The organism is Qipengyuania sp. SM2512, assembly GCF_054954005.1.
This window is the reverse complement of the sequence record NZ_CM143134.1, coordinates 2337827-2359338: the sequence shown is the minus strand read 5'-3', so window position 1 is coordinate 2359338 and position 21512 is coordinate 2337827. Positions and strand designations below refer to the sequence as shown.

Annotated in this window: 21 protein-coding genes and 1 tRNA gene; 10 read left to right on the top strand and 12 right to left on the bottom strand. The window is 67.5% G+C overall.

Annotated features, from left to right (window positions below; all coding sequences use genetic code 11):
- Nucleotides 1-3: 3 nt before the first annotated feature.
- Together hrpB and ACQ5J0_RS11825 are read right to left on the bottom strand one after the other, a co-directional pair.
- Nucleotides 4-2439 carry an ATP-dependent helicase HrpB gene (gene hrpB / locus ACQ5J0_RS11830; protein WP_462567706.1) on the bottom strand — a complete coding sequence of 812 codons (2436 nt, stop codon included), beginning with the start codon at nt 2437-2439 and terminating at the stop codon, nt 4-6.
- A 131-nt stretch (nt 2440-2570) separates the two neighbouring features.
- Nucleotides 2571-3590, bottom strand: a complete 1020-nt coding sequence (locus tag ACQ5J0_RS11825; RefSeq protein ID WP_462570105.1) for a polyprenyl synthetase family protein — start codon at nt 3588-3590, stop codon at nt 2571-2573.
- Nucleotides 3591-3657: 67 nt separating this feature from the next.
- Here ACQ5J0_RS11825 and ACQ5J0_RS11820 point away from each other — a divergent pair, with 67 nt between their 5' ends.
- Entirely contained in the window at nt 3658-4008 is a 351-nt protein-coding gene (locus tag ACQ5J0_RS11820; RefSeq protein ID WP_462567705.1) for a chorismate mutase, read from the top strand.
- 160 nt (nt 4009-4168) lie between these two features.
- Entirely contained in the window at nt 4169-4375 is a 207-nt protein-coding gene (locus ACQ5J0_RS11815) for a hypothetical protein (RefSeq protein WP_462567704.1), read from the top strand.
- 117 nt (nt 4376-4492) lie between these two features.
- On the opposite strand, the gene ACQ5J0_RS11810 is transcribed toward ACQ5J0_RS11815, so the two are convergent.
- The 4 genes from ACQ5J0_RS11810 to ACQ5J0_RS11795 form a co-directional block, all read right to left on the bottom strand.
- On the bottom strand, nt 4493-5821 hold the full coding sequence (locus tag ACQ5J0_RS11810) for a sensor histidine kinase (RefSeq protein ID WP_462570103.1): 1329 nt from the start codon (nt 5819-5821) through the stop codon (nt 4493-4495).
- A gap of 103 nt (nt 5822-5924) precedes the next feature.
- The gene (locus tag ACQ5J0_RS11805) at nt 5925-6602 is read right to left on the bottom strand and encodes a response regulator transcription factor (protein ID WP_462567703.1); all 678 of its coding nucleotides are present in this window, start codon (nt 6600-6602) and stop codon (nt 5925-5927) included.
- Between the two features lie 107 nt (nt 6603-6709).
- Nucleotides 6710-7009 carry a PepSY domain-containing protein gene (locus ACQ5J0_RS11800; protein WP_462567702.1) on the bottom strand — a complete coding sequence of 100 codons (300 nt, stop codon included), beginning with the start codon at nt 7007-7009 and terminating at the stop codon, nt 6710-6712.
- A gap of 70 nt (nt 7010-7079) precedes the next feature.
- Complete coding sequence (locus ACQ5J0_RS11795; RefSeq protein ID WP_462567701.1) at nt 7080-7793, bottom strand: SIMPL domain-containing protein; 714 nt, start codon at nt 7791-7793, stop codon at nt 7080-7082.
- A 200-nt stretch (nt 7794-7993) separates the two neighbouring features.
- On the opposite strand from ACQ5J0_RS11795, the gene ACQ5J0_RS11790 reads away from it, so the two are divergent.
- Nucleotides 7994-9799 carry an ABC-F family ATP-binding cassette domain-containing protein gene (locus ACQ5J0_RS11790; RefSeq protein WP_462567700.1) on the top strand — a complete coding sequence of 602 codons (1806 nt, stop codon included), beginning with the start codon at nt 7994-7996 and terminating at the stop codon, nt 9797-9799.
- Nucleotides 9796-10386, top strand: coding sequence for a uracil-DNA glycosylase family protein (locus ACQ5J0_RS11785; RefSeq protein ID WP_462567699.1), 591 nt, complete (start codon nt 9796-9798; stop codon nt 10384-10386). The genes ACQ5J0_RS11790 and ACQ5J0_RS11785 overlap by 4 nt, the downstream gene beginning before the upstream one ends.
- A 19-nt stretch (nt 10387-10405) precedes the next feature.
- Here ACQ5J0_RS11785 and ACQ5J0_RS11780 read toward each other — a convergent pair whose 3' ends face one another.
- A complete protein-coding gene (locus tag ACQ5J0_RS11780; protein WP_462567697.1) occupies nt 10406-10882 on the bottom strand; it encodes a DUF6456 domain-containing protein in 477 nt (158 codons plus the stop codon).
- Nucleotides 10883-10985: 103 nt separating this feature from the next.
- On the opposite strand from ACQ5J0_RS11780, the gene ACQ5J0_RS11775 reads away from it, so the two are divergent.
- Together ACQ5J0_RS11775 and ACQ5J0_RS11770 are read left to right on the top strand one after the other, a co-directional pair.
- The gene (locus ACQ5J0_RS11775) at nt 10986-11558 is read left to right on the top strand and encodes a helix-turn-helix domain-containing protein (protein ID WP_462567696.1); all 573 of its coding nucleotides are present in this window, start codon (nt 10986-10988) and stop codon (nt 11556-11558) included.
- Nucleotides 11558-12745 carry a glycosyltransferase gene (locus ACQ5J0_RS11770; protein ID WP_462567695.1) on the top strand — a complete coding sequence of 396 codons (1188 nt, stop codon included), beginning with the start codon at nt 11558-11560 and terminating at the stop codon, nt 12743-12745. The genes ACQ5J0_RS11775 and ACQ5J0_RS11770 overlap by 1 nt, the downstream gene beginning before the upstream one ends.
- A gap of 29 nt (nt 12746-12774) precedes the next feature.
- Here ACQ5J0_RS11770 and secF read toward each other — a convergent pair whose 3' ends face one another.
- From secF to yajC, 3 genes are read right to left on the bottom strand one after another with little or no spacing between them, the layout of a single operon-like run.
- Entirely contained in the window at nt 12775-13755 is a 981-nt protein-coding gene (gene secF, locus ACQ5J0_RS11765; protein WP_462567694.1) for a protein translocase subunit SecF, read from the bottom strand.
- A 13-nt stretch (nt 13756-13768) separates the two neighbouring features.
- On the bottom strand, nt 13769-15367 hold the full coding sequence (gene secD / locus ACQ5J0_RS11760) for a protein translocase subunit SecD (RefSeq protein ID WP_462567693.1): 1599 nt from the start codon (nt 15365-15367) through the stop codon (nt 13769-13771).
- A gap of 19 nt (nt 15368-15386) precedes the next feature.
- Nucleotides 15387-15713 (bottom strand): preprotein translocase subunit YajC, encoded by a 327-nt coding sequence (yajC, locus tag ACQ5J0_RS11755; protein WP_462567692.1) that lies wholly within the window; start codon nt 15711-15713, stop codon nt 15387-15389.
- Nucleotides 15714-15915: 202 nt separating this feature from the next.
- Here yajC and ACQ5J0_RS11750 point away from each other — a divergent pair.
- From ACQ5J0_RS11750 to ACQ5J0_RS11735, 4 genes are all read left to right on the top strand, one after another.
- Nucleotides 15916-15992: transfer RNA gene (locus ACQ5J0_RS11750), tRNA-Pro, on the top strand.
- Between the two features lie 353 nt (nt 15993-16345).
- Nucleotides 16346-18415, top strand: coding sequence for an ATP-binding protein (locus ACQ5J0_RS11745; protein WP_462567691.1), 2070 nt, complete (start codon nt 16346-16348; stop codon nt 18413-18415).
- On the top strand, nt 18412-18777 hold the full coding sequence (locus ACQ5J0_RS11740; RefSeq protein WP_462567690.1) for a response regulator: 366 nt from the start codon (nt 18412-18414) through the stop codon (nt 18775-18777). Before ACQ5J0_RS11745 ends, ACQ5J0_RS11740 begins: the two co-directional genes overlap by 4 nt.
- Nucleotides 18774-19049 carry an Hpt domain-containing protein gene (locus tag ACQ5J0_RS11735; protein WP_462567689.1) on the top strand — a complete coding sequence of 92 codons (276 nt, stop codon included), beginning with the start codon at nt 18774-18776 and terminating at the stop codon, nt 19047-19049. Before ACQ5J0_RS11740 ends, ACQ5J0_RS11735 begins: the two co-directional genes overlap by 4 nt.
- Before the next feature lies 1 nt (nt 19050).
- Here the strand turns inward: ACQ5J0_RS11735 and ACQ5J0_RS11730 are convergent, their stop codons facing one another.
- Both ACQ5J0_RS11730 and ACQ5J0_RS11725 read right to left on the bottom strand, forming a co-directional pair.
- Entirely contained in the window at nt 19051-20484 is a 1434-nt protein-coding gene (locus tag ACQ5J0_RS11730; RefSeq protein ID WP_462567687.1) for a glycosyltransferase family 2 protein, read from the bottom strand.
- Nucleotides 20481-21506 carry a HEAT repeat domain-containing protein gene (locus tag ACQ5J0_RS11725; RefSeq protein ID WP_462567686.1) on the bottom strand — a complete coding sequence of 342 codons (1026 nt, stop codon included), beginning with the start codon at nt 21504-21506 and terminating at the stop codon, nt 20481-20483. The genes ACQ5J0_RS11730 and ACQ5J0_RS11725 overlap by 4 nt, the downstream gene beginning before the upstream one ends.
- Between the last annotated feature and the right edge of the window lie 6 nt (nt 21507-21512).

Genomic DNA, 21512 nt, shown 5'->3' with positions numbered 1-21512 from the left:
AATTCAGCGCGGCGCTTTGGAAAAGGCATTCTTGGTCTTGAGGCTGGGCGCTTCGGTCCAAGGCTCCTCGGGCCAGCGGTGCTTGGGGTAGCGGCCCTTCATCTCCTTGCGCACCTCGGCCCAGCTGCCGCGCCAGAAACCGGGGAGATCGCGGGTCGCCTGCAGCGGGCGTCCGGCGGGGCTGGTGAGCTTGAGCAGCAGCGGGGTGTCGCCAATCATCGGATGGCGCTCGAGCCCGAACAGCGCCTGGACCCGCACTTCGGCACTGGGGGCATCGTCGCCGGCATAGTCGATCGCATGCGTGCTGCCCGCGGGCGAGGTGAAGCTGCGCGGTGCGAGCCGGTCGAGCCGCTGGCGCGAATCCCAGTCGAGCAGCGCCAGCGCCGCCTCGGCGAGTTTCGCTTGCGAGACACCGAGATCGCGGCGCCCGGCAAGCAGCGGTGCAAGCCATTGCTCGGCATTCCAAGCGAGGCTCTCGGGCGACAGCGCCGCGATCCCGGCGTGGCGCGCCCGCGCCAGCAGAGCGGGCGGGAGCAGTTCCCCCAGTTTCTCGACAGCTTTTTCCACAAGGATATCCGCAATCGCTGCCATATCGGGCGCCGGGTTGGAGCCGGTGGCCAGCGTGATCGCGCCGATGCGGCGCTCGACCCGCGCCTCGATCCGCGCTTCGCCCTTGTTCCAGTCGAACACCTGGCGACGCTCGATCCGCTCGGGCAGCCAGCGTTCGAGATCGGGTTCGGCGAGCGGCAGCGCGGCGGTGATCCGCGCGCCCTTTGCCTGCCCCTGCGCATCGCCGATCGCCAGCCAGTCCTGCCGCGCCAGCGGGCTGGCCGGATCGAGCACGAAACCGCGCCCGCCCGCGGCCAGCCAGTGCTCGCCCGAGGAATCGCGGCGGCGCGCGATGGTGTCGGGCATTCCGGCGGCGAGGAGGATGGCGTAGGGGACGGATTTGCGCTCTGCCGTCCCGTTCACCAGCCCCCGCGCCCGTTCCGCCCAGCGCTCGGCCAGCTTGCGGCTCGCCTCGGCTTTGGGCGAGCGGTCGGCGTTCCAGCGTTGGAGCCGGCCCGCCAGATCCTCGCCGCGGCCGCCGAGGTTACGCTCCTGCAGCAGCACCGCAATCCGCGCCGCTTCGCGCGCCGCGCCGTGTTCGGCGCCGAACAGCACCATCGCCGCCTGCGCCGGGTCGAGCGCCAGCGCGGCGAGCTTCCTGCCGCGCTCGGTTATCCGCCCCTCGGCCTCGAGAGCGCCCAGCCCCTGGAGTTTCTGCCGCGCGGCGCCGAGCGAGGCTTCGGGTGGCGCGTCGAGCCATGGCAGCGCAGCGGGATCGCCGCTGCCCCACAGCGCGGTCTTGAGCACCAGCGGCGCCAGATCGGCGGTCTCGATTTCGGGCGGGTCGAAGCGCGGGCGGCCCTTGTGACCGCCCTCCTCCCACAACCGATAGGCGACCCCCGGCCCCTGCCGCGCGGCGCGTCCGGCGCGCTGGGTGGCGGCGGCCTGGCTGGCGCGGTGGGTGACGAGATGGGTGGTGCCCGCGGCGCGGTCGTATTCGGCGCGGCGCGACAGGCCGGAATCGACCACCACCGAGACACCCTCAAGCGTGATCGAGGTTTCGGCGATGGCGCTGGCGAGCACGATCCGGCGGCGTCCCTGCGGGTCGCGGCGGATTGCGGCGCGCTGCATGGCGGGTTCGACCTGGCCGTGGAGCGGAAGCACCGGCACATCGGGCAGCCGCGCCTCAAGCCGTTCGGCAGTCCGCTCGATCTCGCCCACGCCGGGGAGGAAGGCGAGGATATCGCCCTCTTCCTCGCGCCAGGCGGTCAGCACCGCCTGCGCAATCGCATCCTCGATCCGCAGCTGCGGCGAAGAGCCGTGCCATGCGATCCGCAAGGGGTAGGCGCGCCCCTCGCTGGCGATGGTCTTCGCGCCCTCCCCCAGCAATTCGGCGAAGCGCGCGCCGTCGATCGTCGCCGACATCACCAGGACCCGCAGATCCTCGCGCAGCACCGCGCGGCTCTCCAGCGCCAGCGCGAGCCCGAGATCGCTGTCGAGATGGCGCTCATGCGCCTCGTCGAACAGGACCGCGGAGACCCCCTTCAGCTCGGGATCGTCGAGCAGGCGGTTGACGAAGATCGCCTCGGTCATGACCAGAATGCGGGTCCGCGCCGAGGTCCTGCTGTCGAGCCGGGTCAGATAGCCCACCGTCTCGCCCGGGCTTTCGCCCAGCATCTGCGCCATCCGCTCCGCCGCCGCGCGCGCCGCGACCCGCCGCGGCGAGGTCAGGATCACCTGCCCACTGCACCACGGCTCGCCGAGCAGCGCGGGCGCCACCGCGGTGGTCTTGCCCGCCCCCGGCGGCGCAACCAGCACCGCGCCGGTCTGGTCGCGCAGCGCGACGAGCAGTTCGGGGAGGACAGCGTGGATGGGGAGGCCGGCGCTCACTCAATCACCTTTTGTCATGCTGAACTCGTTTCAGCATCCATTCTTCCTCTTCGAACCGGGGTCTGCGAGGATGGATGGACCCTGGAAGCGAAGCTGTGCGCAGCACAACCGAGTTCAGGGTGACAAGTGTTTTAGTAACCCCGGGCCACCGCGAAATGCGCCGCTTCGGTCATCGCCTGGCGGGCCTTGCCGTCGGGGAAGATCGAGAGCGCGTCGATCGCGCGGTCGGCGAAGTGGCGGGCGCGGGCGCGGGTGTCGTCGACCGCGCCGTGCTGCGCGATCAGCGCGCAGGCATGGTCGAGATCGGCGTCGGAACTCTTGATCCCCGAGATCGCCTCGCGCCAGAAGGCGCGTTCCTCCTCGCTGCCGCGGGCATAAGCGAGGATCACCGGGAGCGTCATCTTGCCCTCGCGGAAATCGTCGCCGCGATCCTTGCCCATCGCCGCCGCGTCGGAATCGTAATCGATCGCGTCGTCGACCAGCTGGAAGGCGACCCCGAGATTGCGGCCGTACTCGTCGAGCGCGCGTTCCTGGTCGTCGCTGCATTCGGCGACCACCGCAGCGATCCGGCTGGCGGCGGCGAACAATGCCGCGGTCTTGGCGCGGATGATGTGAAGGTAGCGTTCCTCGCTGGTGCCGATCTTGCGCTGCGCGGTGAGCTGGTCGACCTCGCCCTCGGCGATGATCGCGCTGGCGCCCGAGAGGATTTTCAGCACCCTGAGACTGCCGTCCTCGGTCATCAGCTCGAAGCTGCGGCTGAACAGGAAGTCGCCCACCAGCACGGTCGCGGGATTGCCGAAGATGATATTGGCGGCGGTCTTGCCGCGGCGCATCTCGCTGCCGTCGACGACGTCGTCGTGGAGCAGCGTGGCGGTGTGGATGAACTCGACCGAGGCGGCGAGCTTGTAATGGCGCGAGCCCTGATAGCCGACCAGTTCGGCGCCCGCGAGCGTGAGCATGGGGCGCAGCCGCTTGCCGCCGCCCGAGATCAGATGCCCGGCGAGCGCGGGGATCAGCGGGATTTCGCTCTGCATCCGGTCGAGAATCACCGCATTGACCGCGTTCATGCCCGGCGCGGTCAGCGCCAGCATCGGGTCGAGCGAGGGGGCAGGCGATTGCTTGCGCGAGATGGGGACGATATCGGCGCTCATTGCGCTGCGCGCCATGCTCTGCGCAAGCCCGCTTGGCAAGGCGCGAATTGCTGCTAGCCTTGGCCGCATGAGCGATGCAACACCCGCCACCGTGCCAGCGGAGCCGCACGAAGACCGCGTGCTGACCGGCTATCGCAAGAGCATCGACAATATCGACGCGGCGCTGGTCCACATTCTCGCCGAACGGTTCCGGATCACGCAGGCGGTGGGCGCCTATAAGGCGACCGCCACGCTGCCGCCGGCCGATCCCGCGCGCGAGAAGGAACAGATCGCCCGGCTGCGCCGACTGGCGGAAGAATCCGATCTGGATCCGGAATTCAGCGAGAAGTTCATCCGCTTCGTGATCGAGGAAGTGATCCGCCATCATGAGAAGGCGCGCTCCGACGGCGCCCCCGGCGGTGGGCCCGCGCGCCCCTGACTGGCACCCGCGCGACCGTAGCCAGAACGCAATTGTGGCCCAAAAACAGCAATTCCGACCCGATTGTTGCATAACACCGTGTTTTCTATGCAATGCCCTTGAGTCCGAACCGCCGATTATCTAGACCGGCTGCGATAATCCATTCGAAGGGGAGTAAATTATGAAGTTTGGTAAAGTAGCCCTGGCCGCATCGGCCGTGAGTCTCGCGATCACCCCGGCCGCCTTCGCTGCCGAGCGCGTCAGCGCGCCGGTCGATGGCGAGAGCGAAATCGGTGGCGGCGGTGCCACCGTAGCCGTGCTCTTCGCGATCCTCGCCCTGGGCGTCGGCATCGCGGTCGGTGGTACGGACGAACCCGTCAGCCCCTGATCGCTGGTTCAACAAGAATTCGAAACGGGGTCGGTTTTCCGGCCCCGTTTTCGTTTGTGCGGCTGCAATTGCCGCCCGGCTCGGCCGAACGGAACCGGCCTTCACCCAGAGCTTGCACTATCTTGCCGTAGGAACATGCGCGCGCGGCAGGCTGAGCCGCACCAGCAGCCCACCAAGATCCTCGCTCTCGCCCAGCTCGACCTCCCCGCCGTAGATTTCGGCGACATCGCGCACGATCGCCAGCCCCAGCCCCGTTCCGGGCTTGCCGGTGTCGAGCCGCGCGCCGCGATCGAAGATGCTGATCCGATCGGCCTCGGGGATACCGGTTCCGTCGTCCTCGACCCAGATAACGCACATTGTCTCGCCGGGTTCGGCATCGATGGTCGCGAACACGCTGCCGCCGCCGTATTTTGCCGCGTTCTCGATCAGATTGCCGAGGATTTCGTCGAGATCCTGGCGTTCGATCGAAACCAGCGCGCTGCGGTTGCCGTCGAGGTCGAAGCGGGTGCCCGGATAGAGCCGCTCGACCGCGCGGCGCACCGCCTCGGCGCTTTCCCACACCGGCGTATGCGCCAGTCCTACCGCCCTGCGCCCCACTGCACGCGCGCGCGCGAGGTGGTGATCGACATGGCGCTGCATCGTGCGCGCCTCGCGTATCGTCGTGTCGGCGAGATCCGGCGCGCGCGCGGTCGCCGCATTGGTCAGCACGGTCAGCGGGGTCTTGAGCGCATGCGCGAGATTGCCTGCATGGGTGCGCGCTTCCTCCGCCTGTTTCGCCGAATGGGCGAGCAGGCCGTTGAGCTCCTCCACCAGCGGCTGGACCTCGAGCGGCAGCGGCTCGTCGATCCGGTTGACCCCGGTGCTGCGCATGTTCTGGATCGCCGCGCGTACCCGCCGCAGGGGACCGAGCCCGACCCAGTTCTGCAGCACCGCCATCGCGAACAGCCCCAGTCCCAGCAGCGCGAAGCTCCACACCAGGATCGCTCGGATCTCGCCGATCTGCGCATCGAGCTCTCCGCGACTGGCGGCCACGGTGAACCACCAGCGGGTGTCGCTGTCGGGCAGATAGACCGAGCGTTCCGCCACGCGCAGCGGCTCGGCGGGGAACTGGTCGGAATCGTAGATCACCAGCTCGTGCCCGGGATCGCTGGCGCGCACTTCGAGGCTGCGGTCCCACAAGCTGCGGCTGGGATAGTCCTCGTGACCCTCGCCGCGGATCTGCCAATATACGCCGCTATTGGGTTCGAGGAAGCGCTGATCGCCCAGCCGGCGGTAGAATCGCACGTCGCCCAGAGGATCGATCTCGGCCGAGGAGACCAGCGCGTTCATCACGTATTCGAGCTGGTCGTCGAAATTGCTCTCGACCAGGCTGGTCAGCGTGCGGTCGAGCGCAAACCCGCCGGCGAGCAGCAGGATGAGGATCCAACCCGCGGCGATCGCCATCATCCGGCTGGCAAGGCTCCGCTTGCCGCCGGCGGCTGCGCCGAGCGTCACGGGGCTGCGCCCCTTCTCCACCGGATCGGAGGGGGAAGCGTCCGTCGGCCCGGGCTTACGCGCGGGGGGCGTCGGCGGGGTCGTCGAGAGAGTAGCCAAGGCCGCGTATCGTTGTGATCACTTCCGCACCCAGTTTCTTGCGGATGCGGGTGACGAAGACCTCGATCGTGTTGGAATCGCGGTCGAAATCCTGGTCGTAGATATGTTCGATCAGCTCGGTGCGGCTGACCACCTTGCCCTTGTGGTGGATCAGGTAGCTCAGCAGCTTGTATTCCTGCGCGGTGAGCTTGACCGGTTCGCCCTTGAGCGTCACGCGGCCCGAACGCGTGTCGAGCCGGACATCGCCCGCGGTCAGCTCGCTCGAAGTGTTGCCCGAAGCGCGGCGGATCAACGCGCGCAGCCGCGCGATCAGCTCCTCGGTCTGGAACGGCTTGGCGAGGTAATCGTCGGCGCCCGCGTCGAGCCCGGCGACCTTGTCCGACCAGCTGTCGCGCGCGGTGAGGACGAGCACCGGAAAGGCCCGCCCTTCCTTGCGCCACATGCCCAAAACCGAAAGCCCGTCGATCTCGGGCAGGCCGAGATCGAGGATCACGGCATCGTAATCCTCGGTCGAGCCCATGAAATGGCCGTCTTCGCCATCGGTGGCGAGATCGACCGCATAGCCGTTCTGTTCGAGCGTCGATTTGAGTTGCTGGCCGAGGGTGGGCTCGTCCTCGACAATCAGGAGCCGCATAAAGTTTCTATCCCTGTTCGCACATCGGCACCCCGGTATCGGAGCGCGCCGGAGATGTCGTTCATCTATCGGAACGCGTCAAGTTGGCGCAGGTTTCTGGGACCGCCCTAGCGGCTGCGGCGAATGACCCTGCCCGTGCGCGCATCGACATCGACGAACATCACGCGGCCATCGCGGATGAACTTCAACCGATAGGCCATTGCGGTCGAATCGTAAGCGGGACCCAGATATTCGGCATCGCGCATGGTCGGCAAAATACGCGCCTCGATCTCGCGCAGCGACAGCACATTGCCCGCGCGCATTTCCTTGCGCGCTTCCCCCTGGTCGGAGTTCTGCTGCGCGAGAGCGGGAGCGTGGGCCGACAGGATCAGGCCGGCAGCGGCCAGGGAGGCGGGAAGATGTTTCATGATGGCTCGATGATTGGACCCAAGCCATTGAACAAGGACTGAATGTCCTCCCGCCCCCTTCTGGCACTGTCTAGCGGGTCATTTCATATTTGACCGTGAGGTTCACTCCGGTGCCGACCTGACCGGGCTCGATCGGCGGGGCGGATTCGCTCGCGTCCATCGACCGCACCATCGCTGGCTGCGGGATCGGACCCTGGTTCTGCACGCTCTCGGAAACTTCGAGCAGCCTCACGCGCGAATAGCCGGCCATGCGGGCGTATTCCTCGGCCATGCGCTGGCCGCGGGCGAAGGCCTGCGCGCGCGCCTGTTCCTCGACCGCATCATCGTCCTCGAGCATGAAGTTGGGCCCGTAGATGTTGTTGGCGCCCACGCTCACCAGCGCGTCGAGGATTTCCGCGGCGCGCGGCAGGTCGCGAAGCTTCACCTGGACCTGATTGTTGACGTTGTAGCCCTGGAAGACCTGCTCGCCCGTGCCCTGATTATAGTCGTATTGCGGGCTGACGCTGAAATTGCTGGTCTGGATGTCCTCGCGCGCGATCCCGAGCTCGCGCAGGCGGGCGATGATCCGGTCCATCGCCTGCGAGTTTTGCGTCAGCGCCTCGCGTGCGGTGGAGGCGCGGGTCATCACCCCGGCGCCGATCTGGGCGACATCGGGCGCGCTGCGGACCACCTCGCTGACCGACAGCTCGACCACCGGGCCCTGGCTGGCGATCTGGATTTCGGCGGCGCTGGCCGGCGCGGCGATGACCGCGATTGCGGCGAGGGGGATGGCGTATCGAAGCATGGATGTTCTCCTTGTCGGCAGGCCGCTCGCCTGCCCCGCACGATCAAGCGAGGCCGGCGCGACTTGTTCCGCATCTCCTCTGCCCCCCGGCGCTGCACCGGAGCTGAACGTCGCCGCGGGAAGGATGGCAGGCGTCCCACGACGCAGCGCGGGAGTTTGCCCTTGTCGCACCGGCGCCGCGCGCCTACCTCGCGCTTCCCATGGCGCAACCTCCGATCCTCAGCTGGGAAGGCCTCGGTCTTCAACAGGGCGGTCGCTGGCTGTTCGGCGCGCCCGAAACCGGCGGGCTCGATCTTCATATCGGACCGCGCGACCGGATTGCGCTGATCGGCCGCAACGGCGCCGGCAAGACCACGCTGTTCAGGCTGATCGACGACAAGCTCGAGGCCGATCGGGGCCTGCGCAAGGTGAAGCCGGGGACCCGGATCGTGGTGCTCGAACAGGATCCGGCCGTCGCCGGACATGCCACCCTGATGGACTGGGCGCTCTCCGGCGAAGACGCTCCCGCCGAGTACGAGATCGATGCCATCGCCGGCCAGCTCGGGATCGACATGACGACCGCGACCAAGGGCGCGAGCGGCGGCGAGCGGCGCCGCGCCGCGATCGCCCGCGCGCTGGCGCAGGATCCCGACCTGCTGCTGCTCGACGAGCCGACCAACCATCTCGACCTCGCCGCGATCGACTGGCTCGAGGATTATCTCGACCGCTACACCGGCGCCTTCGTGGTGATCAGCCACGACCGCACTTTCCTTAAGCGCCTGACCCGCGCGACGCTGTGGCTCGACCGCGGCGGGCTGCGGCGCAAGGAAATCGGCTTCGGCGGCTACGAGGCTTGGGAAGAGCAGGTCTATGCCGAGGAAGCGCGCAACGCCGACCGGCTCGACGCGAAGCTCAAGATCGAAGCGCACTGGCTCGAACGCGGCGTGACCGCGCGGCGCAAGCGCAACCAGGGGCGGCTCGAGAAGCTGCACCAGATGCGCGCCACCCGAGCAGGGATGATCGTGGGCGCGGGCACCGCCAAGCTCAAGCTGGCGACCGAGACGGAGTTCAAGTCCAAGGCCGTCATCACCGCGGACAACATCTCCAAGAGCTACGACGGGCGGGCGATCATCAAGCCCTTCAGCCTGCGGATCCAGCGCGGCGACCGGATCGGCATCGTCGGCTCCAACGGCGCGGGCAAGACCACGCTGCTCAAGATGCTGACCGGCGAACTCGAACCCGACACCGGCAGCGTCGAGATCGCCAAGACGCTCACCGGCGTGATGATCGACCAGCAGCGCAGCCTGATGGCGCCCGACAAGACGGTGCGCGAAGTGCTCGCCGAGGGCGGCGACTGGATCGACGTGCGCGGGGTGCGCAAGCATGTGCTCGCCTATCTCAAGGACTTCCTGTTCGACCCCAAGATGGTCGACACCAGGGTCGGCATCCTCTCGGGCGGCGAGCGTTCGCGGCTGCTGCTGGCGCGCGAATTCGCCAAGGCGAGCAATCTGCTGGTGCTCGACGAGCCGACCAACGATCTCGATCTCGAGACGCTCGACCTGCTGCAGGAGGTGATCGCCGACTACGAGGGCACCGTGCTGCTGGTGAGCCACGACCGCGACTTCCTCGACCGGACGGTGACGCTGACGCTGGGGCTCGACGGGACCGGCCAGGTCGATGTGGTCGCGGGCGGCTACGAGGACTGGCAGCGCAAGCGGCGCGAGCCGGTGGCCGGCAGGAAGGGCGATGCGGCTGCGGCGAGCAAGCCCGCTGCCAGGGCTCCGCCGCCGCCGAAATCGGACAAGCTGACCTACAAGGACCAGCGCGACTACGAATTGCTGCCGGCGCGAATCGAGGAACTGGAAGCCGCGATCCTGAAGGGCGAGGCGATCCTCGCCGATCCCGAGCTGTTCACCGCCGATCCGCAGAAATTCGCCAACATCCTCAAGGGGATCGAGAACGCGCGCACGGAGAAGGATGCGGCGGAGGAGCGCTGGCTGACCCTTGCCGAACAGGTTGAGGGGTGAGCGAGGCGCTGCGGCGCGAGATCGCCGGGTGCAGGCTTTGCGCGCAGCATCTTCCGCACGGGGTGCGCCCGGTGGTCGGCTTTTCGGCAACCGCACGGTTGCTCATCATCGGTCAGGCGCCGGGCTCGAAAGTCCACGAAAGCGGGATTCCCTGGGACGATGCCAGCGGCGACCGGCTGCGCGAGTGGACCGGGCTGAGCAAGGAGGAGATGTACGATCCCGCGCGGGTGGCGCTGGTGCCGATGGGGTTCTGCTATCCCGGCAAGGCCAGCGGGGGCGACAAGCCGCCGCGCCGCGAATGCGCAGTCCAATGGCACGAGCGGGTGCTCGAGGTCCTTCCCGCCAAACGGCTGACGCTGCTGGTGGGGATGCATGCGCAGGCTCACTACCTCCCCGAACAGCGCAAATGGTCGATGACCGAGCGCGTGCGGAATTTTCGCGCCTTCCTGCCCGAGGCCTTCCCCCTTCCCCACCCCGCCTGGCGGAGCACGATCTGGATGCGCAAACACCCCTGGTTCGAGGCCGAGGTACTGCCCGAATTGCGCGCGGCAGTGGCTGGCGCGGCGGCAGAACGCGGCGCAAGTTGATGAAACACATCTGGGGGCCTCACGAGAGGCGGTAGAAATCGGCGACGCGGTCGAGCGCGAGGCGGAGCACAAGTTTGCCGCTGCGCGCGGGCCATTCGAGCGCCTTTTCCGCCGCCGGGATCGTCTCGCCGGCGCAGATCACGCGCCACAGCACGTCCTGCAGGCCCCCGCCGGCCTGCGCCAGCGCGCCGTGGAAGCGCGCCTTGGCGGCGATCTGGCGTTCGGCGCCGGTCAGCCCGGTCTCGCCGGTGGTGCGCGCGCGGACCGGGTCCCAGCGCATAGTGACCGAGGGCGCGAGCTGCGCGCGTTCGTAATCGCCGCGCAGCCGTTCGCCGGCCGCGAACTGGCGGTCGCCGAGATAGCCGCGCGCGTAGAGCCAGCTCAGCGGCGATTCGGCCAGGTTCACCGTCACCGAACGGCGGCGGCGCGACGGCGCGCGCCCGGAGCGACGCGGACCTTCCTCGGTGAGTTCGCGTTCGACCAGTTCCTGCTTCATTCCGAATCTCCTGCTGCGGGTCGCGGCCCTTGCATTGTTCCGGTTCATGTAGGAAAGTGGAAAAACCAGATAGGTTAGCAAGATAGGTTAGAGAGAGCCGTCGATGATCAATCGCATTCGCGACATCCGCAAGCAGAAGGGCTGGACGCTGGCCGATCTCGCCGAGGCCTGCACCCCGCCCACGACCCCGCAGACGGTGGGGCGGCTCGAAACCGGGATGCGCAATCTCTCGCTCAAATGGATGGAGCGGATCGCGGGCGCGCTCGGGGTCGAGCCCGAGATGCTGGTGCGTTCGGACCGGTCCAGTCACCCGCAGACCGTCGCGGTGCTCGCCGCCGATGGCGCGGAAGCGCTGCCGACCCCGCGCGATGCGCTGCTGGCGACCGATCTGGGCGGCGAGGCGCCGCTGGTCGTGCTCGAGATCGCCTATCCGCACGGCGAATACCGCCCCGGCGACCAGCTCTGGCTGCGCCAGCTCGCCCCCGAGGACGCGGGCCGCGCGATCAACCGCGACGTGCTCGTCCCGCGCAAGCACGGCCGCTTCGCTTTCGGACGGCTGATCGACCGGCAGGGCAAGCTGGTCGGGATCCTTCCCCCCGGCCACGGGCAGAAGCAGGAGGTGGTCAGCGACCCCGCCTGGATCGCGGTCGCCGAAATGCTGGTCCGGCGGCTCTGATGCCGCGCGTACTCTCGCTCTCGACACTCTACCCCAACAATTTGCAGCCGCGCTTCGGGACTTTCGTCGCGCGCTCGCTCGAGGCGCTCCAGCGCGAGACCGGTTGGGACGTGACGGTGATCAACCCGATCGGCGTCCCGCCGCTGGCGCTGGGGCAATACTGCGCCAAGGCCGCAGCGGCGGTGGACGGCGTGGAACACGGCGTGCCGATCCATCGCCCGAGCTTTCGCCTGCTGCCCGGCGTGAGCGGACGGTTCAACCCCGCTGCCATCGCCCGCGCGGCGATCCCGCTGGCGCGGCGCCTGCACCGCGAGGCGCCCTTCGACCTGGTCGATGCGCAGTTCTTCTATCCCGACGGGCCTGCCGCCCTGCGCGTCGCGCGGGCGCTGGGACTGCCGCTGTCGATCAAGGCGCGCGGTGCGGACATCCATTATTGGGGCGGAAAATCATACGCGCGCGCCGCCATGATCGAGGCGGGCGCAGCCGCTGCGGGCCTGCTGGCGGTGTGCGAAGCGCTCGCCGCCGACATGGCCGCGCTGGGCCTGCCGCGCGAAAAAATCGCGGTCCATTACACCGGGCTCGACCGCGACCGCTTCCGCCCGCTCGACCACACACAGCTGCGCCCGCGGATCGCCGAGCAGCTCAGCCTGCCGCTGGGCTTCGCCGAACCGCTGCTGGCGAGTGTGGGCGCGCTGATCCCGCGCAAGGGTCAGGAACTCGTGATCCGCGCCCTCCCCGGCCTGCCCGGCGCCCGGCTGCTGCTGGTCGGCAAGGGCGAGGAGGAAGCCAGGCTGCGCGCGCTGGCGGCGGAATTGGGGGTTGCGGAGCGGGTCCATTTCCTCGGCCTGCTCGATCACGACATGCTGCCGCTGGTGCTCTCCGCCTGCGATGCGATGGTGCTGCCCTCGGCGAGCGAGGGGCTGGCCAACGCCTGGGTCGAGGCGCTCGCCTGCGGCACGCCGCTGGTGATCACCGATGTCGGCGGCGCGCGCGAACTGCTGAGCGACCCCGTGGCCGGCGTGCTGGTGGCGCGCGAAACGCAGGCGGTACGCGGAGGCATCGAGCGGGTGCTGGCGGAGCCGCGCGACCGGCAGGCAGTGGCCGCCACGGTCGAGCGCTTCGGCTGGACCCAGAATGCGCGCGCGCTCGCGGCGTATTACGACCGTCTGGCGGGAGCCGCCGGCTAGACCCGTCGAGGGTCCAGCCGGCCGGCTACTCAGACCTCGCCGCGCGCGGCGCGGTCCTGCTTGTCGGTGGCGGTTTCCTCGCGCACGAAGCTGCTCGAATTGACCCCCAGCCACACCAGCAGCGGCGCGGACATATAGACCGAGCTGTAGGTGCCGACGAAAAGGCCCAGCGTGATCGCCGCGACCAGACCGAACAGGCTGGCGGGGCCGACGAACAGCAGCGGCAGCAGCGCGATCAGCAGCGTCAGGCTGGTCATCACGGTGCGCGCCAGCGTTTCGTTGACCGAGAGATCGAGCAGCTCGGGCATCGGCATCTTGCGGTATTTCTTCAGATTCTCGCGAATCCGGTCGTAGACCACGATGGTGTCGTTGAGCGAGTAGCCGATGATCGCCAGGATGGCCGCGATGATCTGGAGGCTGAACTCGAGCTGGAACAGCGCGAACATCCCCAGCGTCAGCGAGACGTCGTGGAACAGCGCGAACAGCGCACCGACGCCGAACTGCCACTCGAACCGGATCCAGATGTAGATCGCCACCGCCAGCATCGCCGCGATCAGCGCGAAGGCGGCATCGTCGCGGAATTCGCCCGAGACCTTGCCGGAGACCGAATCCACGCCGTCGATCCGCAGATTGGGGTGATCGGCTTCGAGTGCCTCGGTGATGTCCTGCGTCATGCGATCGGCGAATTCCTTGTCGCCTTCCGCCTCGGGCGGGAGCACGACGCGGATCGAGACCTGGTTCGGTTCGCCGAAGCGCTGGATCACCGGATTGTCGACCGTGGGCACCGCATCCACCGTCTCGCGGATCTCGCCCACCGGGGCTTCAGCCTCGCCGACGAAGGTGACGCGGATTTCCTGGCCGCCGGCAAAATCGACCCCGTAATTGAGGCCGTTGACCGCGACCAGCGCCCAGCTCGCGATGATCAGCGCGATGCTGACCACGAAGAACGGAACCCGCCATTTGAGGAACTTGATGTTGGTGTCGTCTGGGACGAGCTTGAGCAGTTTCATGATCTCTCTCCCCTCACAGCGTGATGTCGCTGGGACGGTTCTTGCGCAGCCATCCGGCGACCCACATCCGGGTCAGGGTGACGGCGGTGAAAACGCTGGTGAACAGACCGACCACGAGCACGATCGCGAAACCGCGGATCGGGCCCGATCCGAACAGGAACAGCAGCACACCGGCGATGAGGTTGGTGACATTGGCGTCGTAGATCGCGCGGCTGGCTTCCTTGTAGCCGTTCTCGACCGCGGCGACGACGCGCCTTCCGCGCTTGCGCTCCTCGCGGATGCGTTCGTTGATCAGCACATTGGCGTCCACCGCCGCGCCGATGGTCAGCACGAAGCCGGCGATGCCCGGAAGGGTCAGCGTGGTGTTGAGCCAGGCCATGATGCCCAGCAACATCAGCACGTTGATGACCAGGGCAACCGCCGCATAGACGCCGAAGCGGCCATAGGTGGCGATCATCAGCACCACCACCGCAAGCGAGCCGATCAGCATGGCGAGAATGCCGCGGCGGATCGAATCGGCGCCGAGATCGGGCCCGACGGTGCGTTCCTCGATCACCGCGAGATCGACCGGCAGGGCGCCCGAGCGCAGCGAGATCGCCAGATTGTTGGCGCTCTCGGTGGTGAAGCTGCCCGAAATCTGCGCGCTGCCGCCCAGGATCGGTTCGTTGAAGACGGGGGTCGAGATCACTTCGTCATCGAGAATGATGGCGAACAGCTTGCCGACGTTCTCGGTGCTGAGCTTGGCGAAACGCGCCCCGCCCTGCTGGTCGAACTGGATATTGACCACCGGCTCGTTGGTCTGGGCGTCGAAGCTCTGCTGCGCGCCGGTCAGGCTGTCGCCGCGGATGCCGCCCAGCCGCCGGACCGCGACCGAGGTGCCTTGCTGCGGAGTGCCTTCGGCATAGGGGAAGATCTGACTGCCCGGAGGCGCGATGCCTTGTGCGACATCGGTCGGCAGCGCGGTCTCGTCGACCATCTTGAACTCGAGCCGTGCGGTCTGACCGAGCAGCTCCTTGAGCTGATCGGGATCCTCGAGCCCGGGGACCTGAACCACGATCCTCGTGTCGCCCTGGCGGATGATGGTCGGCTCGCGCGTGCCCAGCGCGTCGATGCGGCGGCGGACGACCTCGGTGGCGCTGTCCATCGCGTCGGTGACCGCCTGTTCGGTCCCGGCCTCGGTCGGGGTGAGGACCATCCGGGTCTCGTCGACCACGGTCAGGTCCCACTCGCGCACCATGCCTGCGCCATTGACCAGCGGCAGCAGCAATTCGCGCGCGCGGTCGACGTCGGCGGCATCGTCGATCATGAAGCTCAGCCGGCCATCGGCAGTCGAGACATCGCCGATGCGGATCCGCGGCTCGGCGTCCTGGAGAACGGTGCGGACGCCTTCTTCCATGCTCTGCAAGCGCTGTGCGGCCACCTGCGCGGGCTCGGCCTCGAGCAGGATGTGGCTACCGCCGGCGAGATCGAGCCCGAGGTTGACGGTCGGTTCGGGAAGCGCCTCGGGCCAGCGCAGGTCGGTCGCCGCGAACAGCGACGGCAGCGCCGCGAAGATCGCCACCGCGGCGATCAGCCAGAGCCAGGTCTTCTTCCAGGTGGGGAAGTCGAGCATTGTCGGTTGCGCCCTTCGCTCAGTCGTTCGCCGGGGGGGCGGTTTCGGGCGCGATCACATCGCCGATGGTGGATTTGACCGCGCGCACCTTGACGCCCTTGGCCAGTTCCAGCTCGGCGTAATGGTCCTCGACCTTGACGACCTTGGCCACCAGCCCGCCGGCAGTGATCACCTGGTCGCCGCGCTTGAGCCCGGCGACCTTGGCCTGATGCGCCTTGTGCTGCTTCATCTGCGGGCGGATGATCAGGAACCAGAAGATCAGGATCATGCCGACGATCGGCGCCCAGGTAAGCCACGCGGGCGGAGCTTCGGCGGCGCCGGTCGCGGCGGCAAGGATGTCGAACATGATCAGAATCAGCCTGTCGGAAGTGGTGACTATCGGGTGATTCGCAGGTGGTGGAGCGCTGGCGAAAATCAAGCGGCGCGCCCCGCCCCCTCGCGAAGAGGCCGCCGCCTAGCAGCAATGCTGCAACAGGGCAACGCAATGGCGCGCGCAGCGGCTTGCCATAGCGGAATGCGGTGCCTATAGGGCCGCCTTCCACTGGATCCGGGACGTAGCGCAGTCTGGTAGCGCACCACACTGGGGGTGTGGGGGTCGCAGGTTCGAATCCTGTCGTCCCGACCAGTGGAATACCCCTCCCCGCGATACCCCCGCACAGCTCCTCGCCGGCCTGGCCGAGGAGGAGCTCGCAGGCTGGGCTGCGAGCCTTGCCCTGCGCCGGTGCCGCAACATGACCGATCGGCGCTAAGCCATGTTAAGGGCGGTGGACCTCCAATGGGAGCTGGGAACGATGGCGAGCCCATCCCGAAGCGGCTCGATCGCCCGGACCGGCCGAGCTTCGGACTACGGGTTGATCCGCACTACCCCGGTGAAATTGTTTAACGCTATGGTTGATAGAGAGCCAGCTCAGTTGGAGCCCGCATAACTTGTCACCCAAGAATTTCGAGAAGTCCCGCAAGGCGATTGCCTTCGCCGCCTTGGCCCTGGTTCCCACATCGCTGCTGGGGCTGCACCTCGGCGTCCAGAGCGAGTTCGAAAAGGCGCGGATCCTTCGCACGACTGTCGAAGAGACGATCGTCAATCGCGATCGTCTGGCGGCCTTGCTCTCGCTGCATCTCGATATCGAGACCGGCGTCCGCGGTTACGTGCTGACGGACGACGAAACCTTCCTTCGCCCGTTTCTCGTCGCAGCCCCCCGCCGGACCGAGCTGATCGCCGCGCTGAAACGCGATGCGGCTGCCGATGAGGGCGCGCAGCCGCTGCTGGAACGGCTCGATCGGTCCTCCGCCCGGCAGTTCCAGCTGGCACTCGCCAATTATTCGGATGCGCGCGACGGCAGGCAGGACGAGTCGGAGTCCCGCATCGCCTCGGGTGCCGGCAGGAGGGCGATGGACGTTGTCCGGCGCGATATCGCCGCGCTGGACGCTCTCGAGCGCAACCGGCTGGCCGAAATCACCGCGCGCACCGAGGGCATCCGCGGCAATGTCGAGTTCCTCGTGTCGATGCTTATCGCCGGGCTGGCCCTGTTGCTGGCCGCGGTGGCGATTGTCGTCGGCAAGACAACCCGCCAGCGGCAGGAAGCGCTCGCCCGGGCGCACGAACTGAACGCGCGGCAGCGCGCATTGTTCGATGGCGCCGTCGACGGCATGCTGCTGCTCGACGAAACAGGCGATATCCGCAAGCTGAACCCCAGCATCGTCCGCATGTTCGGCTATGCCGAGGACGAGCTGCTGGGCCGCCACAACACCATCCTGATGGCCGAGCCCTTCGATCTCGCAGCAAGCCGCGCCTGGCTCGCCCGAGTCGGCGCCGCCGGTGTGGAAGGGGCTGGCCGGCGTCTCGAATTCACCGGCCGGCGCAAGGATGGCACGACCTTCGACACCGAGGTCGCGGTCAGCCGTGTCGCCGACCAGCGAGAGCGCCGCTACGTTGCCGCCATTCGCGATATTTCCGACTACAAGCGCGCAGAAGCGATGAAGAACGAATTCGTCTCCACCGTCAGCCACGAGCTGCGCACGCCCTTGACCTCGATCGGTGGCTCGCTTGGGCTGCTGGCGGGAGGAGCCGTGGGCGAACTCAACGAAAAGGCCGCGCGCCTGGTGGATATCGCCCACAAGAATTGCGAGCGCCTCGTGCGTCTCATCAACGACATCCTCGATATCGAAAAGATCAGTTCGGGGAAAATGCACTTCGCGCAGGACGAGGTTGAGCTGGGAGAATTGATCCAGCGGACCCTCGGGGCAAATTGCGCCTTTGCAGGGACCCGGCGGGTATCGCTGGTCAGCAAGGGTCTCGGCCGCCGCGTCGAGGTGCTGGGAGACGCCGACCGGCTCGAGCAGGTGCTCACCAATCTGGTTTCCAACGCGATCAAGCATTCGCCCGAAGGCGCGACGGTGGAAGTCTTCCTGCAACAGCGCGGATCGCAGGCAAGGGTCGAGGTCCGCGACCGCGGCGAAGGCGTCCCGCAGGACTTCCGCCAGCGGATATTCGGCAAGTTCGCAATGGCCGACGGTTCCGACAACCGGACCCGGGGCGGAACCGGGCTGGGCCTCTCCATCGCCCGCGAAATCGCGCAGCATCATGGCGGAACGGTGTCCTATGAGGATCGCCTCGGAGGCGGAACGGTGTTCTGGCTCGAACTCCCCGCGATCTCGGAACTGGTGCAATGCTCGAATGCGGCGACGGATCTGCCGCGCATCCTGCATGTCGACGACGACCGCGATTGTCTCAGCGTGCTGGCAAGCGCTTTCGAGGACCGGGCAGCGGTCGTCTCGTTCTCCGCGATGGAGGACGCGCGCAGCGCCATCGAGGACGAGCATTTCGCGGGCGCGATCATCGATGTCGGTATGCGGGACGAAGACGGCACCTCTTTGCTTCCGGCGATCCGCCGGCGCAATCCGGGGCTCCCCGTCCTGCTGTTCAGCGCACGCGACGAGGAGCACCTCTCCGCAGCGGCCGATGCCGTGCTGATCAAGAGCAGATCGGACCTCAACGAAGTGGTGGAAACGATGATGGGTCTGCTCGCCGAGCGAGGAGCGCAGGCGTGACGAGAATTCTCTATGTCGACGATGAGCCGGATATTCGCGAGATCGCCGAGATGGCGCTCGGTCTCGATCCCGGGTTCGAGGTGCGCTGTGCAGCGTCAGCCACGGAGGCGCTCGCGATTGCTGCGCAGTGGCATCCCGAGATCGCCCTGCTGGATGTCATGATGCCCGAGATCGACGGGCCTTCCCTTCTGCGAATGATGCGCGAACGTGAGGACTTGGCCGCGATCCCGGTCGCCTTCGTTACGGCGCGCGCGCAGCCGTCGGAATTGCAGAACTTCGCCATGCTCGATGCGGTCGGAGTCATCGCCAAGCCCTTCGACCCGATGACGCTGGCGAGCAAGGTGCGCGCTCTGATCGCATGACCGACATCGAACGCAAGATGGCCGAACTGGCGGCACGCTTCGCAGCCCGTGCGGACGAGGAGCGGGCGGCCTTCACGGCTTCGCTGGCAGCCGGGGATCGCACAGCGATTGCCGCGCGCGCGCACAGGCTCGCCGGAATTGCGGGAATGTACGGCCATCCGCTGATCACCGAAGCCGCCCTGGCGTTGGAAGCGGCGGCGGAAGAGGGTCACGCGATGGATGCAGAGGCTCAACACTTCCTCGCGCTGCTTGCGGGCCTGCAAGCCAGCTGAATCAGCCGGGCTGAAACCCCTTGCGGGTCATGGTGCCCCAGCCCTTCTGCTTGCGCACGAACTGCCACCAGCCTTGCAGCCGCCAGAAATTGGACAGCTGGCGGTAGCCGAAATTCTCCACCACCGCGATGACAGCCAAAGCAGCCAGCTCGCGGGCCCGGGTGAACCGGCGAAGCTGAATTTCCTCCAGCACCAGCGTCGCCATCGAGACGAATATGCCCAGGGTGAAGGTCACCGCGAGAAACGCGAGCAGCCACGGCAGCGCGAGCAGGCCCAGCGCCCACAGGAGCGGCACGAGGATATAGCCGAACACCTCGACCAGCGGGCCGATCACATCCACCAGCAATATTTGGCCGAACCCGATAATGCCGATCCGCCCGTAGCGCGGGTTGAGCGCCATATCCTTGTGCTTCGCAAAGCATTCGAGCGAGCCGCGCTGCCACCGGGCGCGCTGCCGCGAGAGGACGCGGATATCCTCGGGGCACTCGGTCCAGCAGACCGGCTCGGCGATGAATTCGACCCGGTAGGCGAGGCCAAGGTCGCGCATATGCCGGTGCAGCTTGATCACGAGTTCCATGTCCTCGCCCACGGTATCGTGGCTGTACCCCCCCACTTCCACGACGCGTTGACGATCGAACAGACCGAAGGCTCCGGAAATCACCATCAGCGCCTGCATCTTGCCCAGCGCCAGGCGTGCCATGAGGAAGGCGCGCAGATATTCCATGATCTGCACGAGCGCGAGGAAGTTCTTCGGCAGATGTATCTCGGAAATGCGGCCCGCATCGACCTTGCAGCCGTTGGCGATCCGGATCGTGCCGCCGGCGGCAATGGTGAGATGGGGCTCGTCGATGAAGGGGCGCACGACCCGCAGCAAAGCGTCCGCCTCGAGGATGGAATCCGCATCGATCGCGCAGAACAGCGGGGTCCGGGAGCAATTGATACCGGCGTTGAGAGCGTCGGCCTTGCCGCCGTTTTCCTTGTCGACGACGAGCAGCCGCGGGAATGCGCGCGAGGCATAGAAGCCGCGAACCGGCGCATGGTCGACGGCCTCGTCGACATAGCGCTCCACCTCGCGCAGCCCGAAGCTTTCGATCAGTTTCGCCAGCGTCGTGTCGCTCGAGCCGTCGTTGATGACGACGACTTCGAAGTCGGGATATTGCAGCGCGAGCAGCGATCGCACGCTCTCGACGATGCTCAGTTCCTCGTTGAATGCCGGCGCCAGCACCGAGATCGCGGGCGCCTGCTCCGAATAGCGGCGCCACAATGTCGCGCTGCGCGGGACGGGAGGGCGCGTTCCCAGAGCGATGGCGGCATAGACGAGCTGGACGAGATAGAAGGCCGTCTGGGTGAGCCCCAGGACGATGACGACAAGCGCGATCGCTTCGGCACCGCCGATCAGCCAGTCGCCGATGACAGCGGAATGAGGAAGGGTCATGCGGCCGCCTTTTCGGCCAGCAGGGTGGTCGCAGCGCGGCGCGCCAGGGCTTCGGTTCCGCTCGCCGCCCGGTTCATCACCGCCGTGCCCGGCTCGCCGAGCCGCAGAAGCGCCTCGCCCGCTCTGAAGCGGACCCACCAATGGCGGTCCGACAGCAATATGCCCAATTGTTCGGCAAAGCGGCGCAGCGCGATCTGGCCGGTTGCTTCGGCGGATGCCGCCCTGATCCGCCAGTCCTGGCTCGCCAGTCCCGCCTCGATCGCGCGTGCGCTCGCCGGATGACCGGTTCTCCCCAGCGCGCGGAAGACGCGTGGCTGCAGATCGGGTGTGCCGCACGGATTTGCCGCCATTTCCGCCAGCAGCGGAGCATGGGTGTAGCCGCTGTCGGCAAGCGCATCGACCGCCGCCACCTTGCCGGCATCGGGGAATGCCGCATCGCTCAGCAGCGCCCGCACCGCATCGGGATCGCGCGCGGCGATATCGCTCATCAGCGAAACCAGCAGCAGCGAGTTCTCGGCTTCGCCGATCCGCAGTTTGCCCACCAGCGCCATCAGATCGGGTGCATCGCCGCGGGCCGAGAGGGCCAGCGCCGCCCCCAGCCTGACGTGCGGGTTGGCATCGTCGAGCGCCAGTTCGACGACACCGGTGTAATCGTCGAACAATGCCAGCGCCTCGATCGCCGTCAGCCGATCCTGCGCGGTCCGCGAGCGCGCGCGCTTGTGGAGGAGGTCGGGAACGCCGAGCGCAGCGGCAATTGCGAGCAGTTCGGCCCGGTCGCTGCCGCGCATGAACTCCGCCAGTTCGACGGTGAGATCGGTGGCGAAGCGCACATCGGCGCCGGAGAGCCTTTCCACGCCCGCATTGCCCCCGAGAAGGATCGGGGTCAGGCGTCTGCGGACCCGCGCGCGATTTCGCGCCGCGCGGCCGGAGAAGATGCGGACGACGATCAAGCCGACCAGAGCGACAGCGCCGGTCAGGCACAGGATCAGCGACACGCTCCAGAGGGTGACAAGCGGATTCATCGCGCG